Origin of the sequence: Paracoccus sp. (in: a-proteobacteria) (assembly GCF_046462195.1) — a bacterium.
Lineage (GTDB): Bacteria > Pseudomonadota > Alphaproteobacteria > Rhodobacterales > Rhodobacteraceae > Paracoccus.
The window spans coordinates 1-3,897 of record NZ_JBKGUN010000067.1 but is presented as its reverse complement, the minus strand read 5'-3'; the positions used below and the strand labels follow the sequence as shown (position 1 = coordinate 3,897).

The following is a 3,897-nucleotide window of genomic DNA, read 5'->3' as shown; positions in this document are numbered from 1 at the left end:
TTCCATCTGACCAATCCGGCGCGTGCCACCACATATGCCGTTCCGGCCGCATGGCGCGCGGCCGGGCTGTGACGTTTCGGCGTTCACGGCACCTCGCACACATATGTCGCCCACCGGGCGGCCGAAGCGCTTGATCAGCCAGTCTCCACTCTGCGGATCATCAGCGTGCACCTCCGCAACGGTGCCAGCGCCTACGCGGTGCAATACGGCGTCAGCATCGACAGCTCGCAGAAGCTCGGGGGGTCACGCTGCGGTGAAGAAGCGGTCGCGCAGCGCGGGAGCACAGACTGCGCCCTCTCTGCCGGGTCGGTGAGCGGAAAGTGTTTTCAAACGGTTTCTCTTTTCGGTTAACCATGATGGAAGCTCAGCAGCGAAAGGAAGTCGATATGACGAACTATCTGTATGGCGCCGTACGTGAAGAGGAATGGCCAAGAAATCGACCGCAGGGAAATGGAAGATTATCTTGACCTTGGGCCGGAAGTGGCCGCCATCACGCTTCGCGCTGGACTAAGCTCACTCGTCGTCATCTTAATAAAGTCCGTTGGCCATTCTTTTCTCCTTTGCAGGCATTTTGAGGCAGAGCCTGAACCTGCACGGCCCATGGAGCGCTAGCTGGGGAGGTCAAACCTGGAGATGGCGGGAACTCCCTTTCAATGGCTTTGCAGCTATGCGGAGCACAAAGGCTGCCGTTCGCGTGAAGGTACAGATGGCTCGGCAATGGACGGATAGACCTTCGGGGCTGGCCAATCGTCAGGTGTGACGGTGATGGCTGCTGATCCCGCAGACCCTGTCTCCCACTCCTTGCCACGGAAGACATCGCGCTTATACATCAGAGGGCTTCCATCTTCTCGACCGCCGCGCGGCAGGTCTTTTCGTCGCCGGCATCAAGCGCTGCCTGGGCCTCGGCAATCAGGGTGCTGCGGCCCGAGGAGCCCGTGGTTGCCCCTTCGGCAAATGCACTGCTGTTGCTCGTGTCGGCAGCGTCCGTGGTTGCGGCACTGACGGTTGCACTTTCAGCAGCAGTCGGCCCCCCTTCCTGCTGGGCCTGGACATCCTGGTCCGACATTGCGCGGGGAGTCTCGGCTTCCGGCTCGGTTCCTTCCAGCGGTGCCAACGAACCGTCCTTGGCAATGCCTTCGCTCCCACCTTCGCTCGAAGAAGCGGTGCTGTTCGATGCGGCTGCAATATTGGCAGCCACCATGTCGCTTGTTGCAGCGGTGTTGCCTGCAGCATCCCTGTTACTTGGGGCTGTGCCCTCGACAGGTCGCGTCGTGCTAGTCGTGCTACTCGTCATGGATGTCGCAGCACTGTCGCTTCCTCTGGTCGCATGCGGTGTTTCCAGCGGCGCCAGCGACCCATCCTTGGAGATGCCCTCGCCGTGGCTGGCCCCCGCGTCCTCCGTCTGAAGCCGGGCCAGATCCGCAGCACAATCGGCCATGGCAGTTGTTCCAATCAACGCCAGTACGCAGCTGGCCATCAAAGTATTGCGCAGTTTCATGTGATTCTCCCAGATCTGCCCTCGTTCCGGGCTTACATCTGCAACCATGATCGGAGGTGGGTTGTTCCCCCTGTCTCGGCTTTCGGGTAAAGCTGAAGGTGGGTCGTCGGAGTTATCAGTGGCGGCGCAGCCAAACCGTCGCGATGAACAGCCCGGAAGCTTCCTCATCCCGCGCTCTAGGGTTGGGAGAGGCAGGAGGCGATGGTGCAGGCAGGAGCCGGTGCATGAAGGTGAAGTCAGGGACGGGTCGCGACGCAGTCCTTACACGCGGCATCCTGACCGAGCAGCCGGAGGACCTGCTTCATGGCACGGGATGGCGCGCCGCCAGGGCGGTGCTCCGCGAAGCGATCCTGAGGCTGTGGAGCGACGACGCGTTCGGCCTTGCGGGAAACGTCGCCTACCGCGCGCTTCTGGCCATCTTTCCGTTCCTGATCTTCACAAGCTCGCTCACCGCCTTCATTGGCGACAGGGCCATGGCCGATCATCTGATCGATTTCCTGATCGCGATTATCCCGCAGTCACTGGCCGAGCCAATCATAGCGGAAGTAGAGAAGGTCATGACGGTACCACGGGGCGGTGTTCTCAGCATCGGCATTCTGCTGACGATCTGGTTTGCCGTCGGAGGCGTCGATGGCGTGCGCATTGGGTTGAACCGGGCTTACGGAATTCGCGAAACCCGCTCCATCCTCGTGCTTTATGCTGTGCAGGTTCTGGTGGTCGTCATGGCGGGCCTGGTCCTGGTTCTGGTGGGCTACTTGCTGGTCATTGCGCCGCGTGTCGGCTCCCTCCTGCACGCACTGATGCCAAGCTTTGATCCAGCCTCCGTGACATTTGCGCTGATCCGCTATCCTGTCGCAGCCCTTATCCTGATGGCGGCGCTTTTCGGGGCGCATGTGCTCCTGCCCGCGCGTCGCACCCGGTTCTCGAACATCTGGCCGGGGGTTCTTCTGACACTCGCCATCTGGACGCTCCTTGGGGTCGGATTCTCGTTCTACCTGAGCAGCTTCGCGAATTATGCAAGCTACTACGCCGGTCTGGCTGGGATCGTTGCGGCCCTTTACTTCATGTATCTCGCCGCCCTTGTTCTCATCTTTGGCGGCGAACTTAACCGTGCGCTCCGCATCCGGCGCCTGGCGCGCGTCCTGAACGAGGCAGAGACGCCGCGCGACGAGCCGGGGCCGTGACAGTACCCGGGTTACCGCCGCCTCGTGTCAAGAAATCGCGTGCGTGCGGCTCAGATCATAGGAGCCGTTGTCACTCTTTGCGATCCTCCTTCAGACTGCATGTTGCGTTTGGCCTCCGCGTCATCAACAGCCCGTCGCTGCTCCTCCGTCGCCGGTTGATCCATGTAAGGCTCCTTTTGGAGTCTCGGCGTCTTCGTGAAGTTAACATAATTCGTCAGTGTTGTCTTTTCGGCACCCATGAACGGGTCCTCCAATGTGGCGGCCGGAAAATCCGCTCCGCCATCATAAACATGGGGCTGGCGGCGGAGCTTTACATCCACCCCGCCACTGCTGATCGCGCCACCCGTCAGGAAAGCACAACCGTTTGCCACGCTGAAGCGGCTTACTCGCCCTCATGTGCCCGCTCGCCCTGCTCCGGCAGGCTTCCCTTCCCAAAGCCTGTTCTGCGGCTTCCTCCTTCTTCTTCGGATTCATGCAAACGACCGTGGGAACCCTACCAGCCGTCAAGACCATCCGCCGCCTTATCCAGTACCTGCCGATCCGGGATGTTGAGGCCGATGGACGACTCTTAGAGGGCCCAGTACAGGCGCCGCACGACTGGCGTGAGGTGGCTCCACCAGGACGGGGCATCACGAAGGCTCTGCTCAGCGCCTTGTAAGTTTCGATAAACGCCGCCCTGCAGGGCCTGCAGCTCCAACTCACTGACACGGAGTTCCAGTTGCTCGAGCTTCGCCCTCAACGCGTCACCATCGATCGGTTTGATGTCCTGATCCTTCACAAACCCACAGGTTCTGTCAGAGTGGCCGTCATTGCCTGCGGCATGAGCCCGTCGCGCTTCAAGGCCGTATCCAAATAGGCAGCTGTGACTGTCCGCATCCGGGTTAGAGCGGAGCCACGACCTCTTTCAGCCATCAACAGATAGGATGCTGTTGTTCAGTAGGCAGGAAAACTGAACACCTGAAGCAGCTCTTCCTCGACCCGTGTCCATCTGGACCTTCTTGGCCACTTCGGCATAAGCGGCCATGTATTCGGCAGCCAGTTCTGCAGAAGCCGAAGCGAAATCGCTTGCAGCCTTGGCATAATCGGAAGGCTCGTCCTTGACGGTTGCCAGCTCGCCCATGCGGGTGAGCGAGTCCTTGGCCCAACGGGCGGAAATCTCGCTCGAACGCTCAGCGGCGGCCAGCGCCACCCGGGCGAGCTTCTCGCCCAGCAGGC

The 3,897-nt window shown here is 60.9% G+C and carries 3 protein-coding genes and 1 pseudogene; 2 read left to right on the top strand and 2 right to left on the bottom strand.

What is annotated here, in order from left to right; translation table 11 throughout:
• Positions 1–84 precede the first annotated feature (84 nt).
• Positions 85–351: pseudogene (locus ACLHHB_RS04515) on the top strand (hypothetical protein); the annotation flags it as partial.
• A 478-nt stretch (positions 352–829) separates the two neighbouring features.
• On the opposite strand, the gene ACLHHB_RS04510 reads toward ACLHHB_RS04515, so the two are convergent.
• Positions 830–1,498, bottom strand: a complete 669-nt coding sequence (locus ACLHHB_RS04510; RefSeq protein ID WP_410217094.1) for a hypothetical protein — start codon at positions 1,496–1,498, stop codon at positions 830–832.
• Positions 1,499–1,722: 224 nt separating this feature from the next.
• On the opposite strand from ACLHHB_RS04510, the gene ACLHHB_RS04505 reads away from it, so the two are divergent.
• Complete coding sequence (locus ACLHHB_RS04505; RefSeq protein ID WP_410217093.1) at positions 1,723–2,682, top strand: YihY/virulence factor BrkB family protein; 960 nt, start codon at positions 1,723–1,725, stop codon at positions 2,680–2,682.
• Between the two features lie 904 nt (positions 2,683–3,586).
• Here the strand turns inward: ACLHHB_RS04505 and ACLHHB_RS04500 are convergent.
• Positions 3,587–3,897: phasin family protein (locus tag ACLHHB_RS04500; protein ID WP_410217092.1), on the bottom strand; the 311-nt coding region annotated here is incomplete at its 5' end.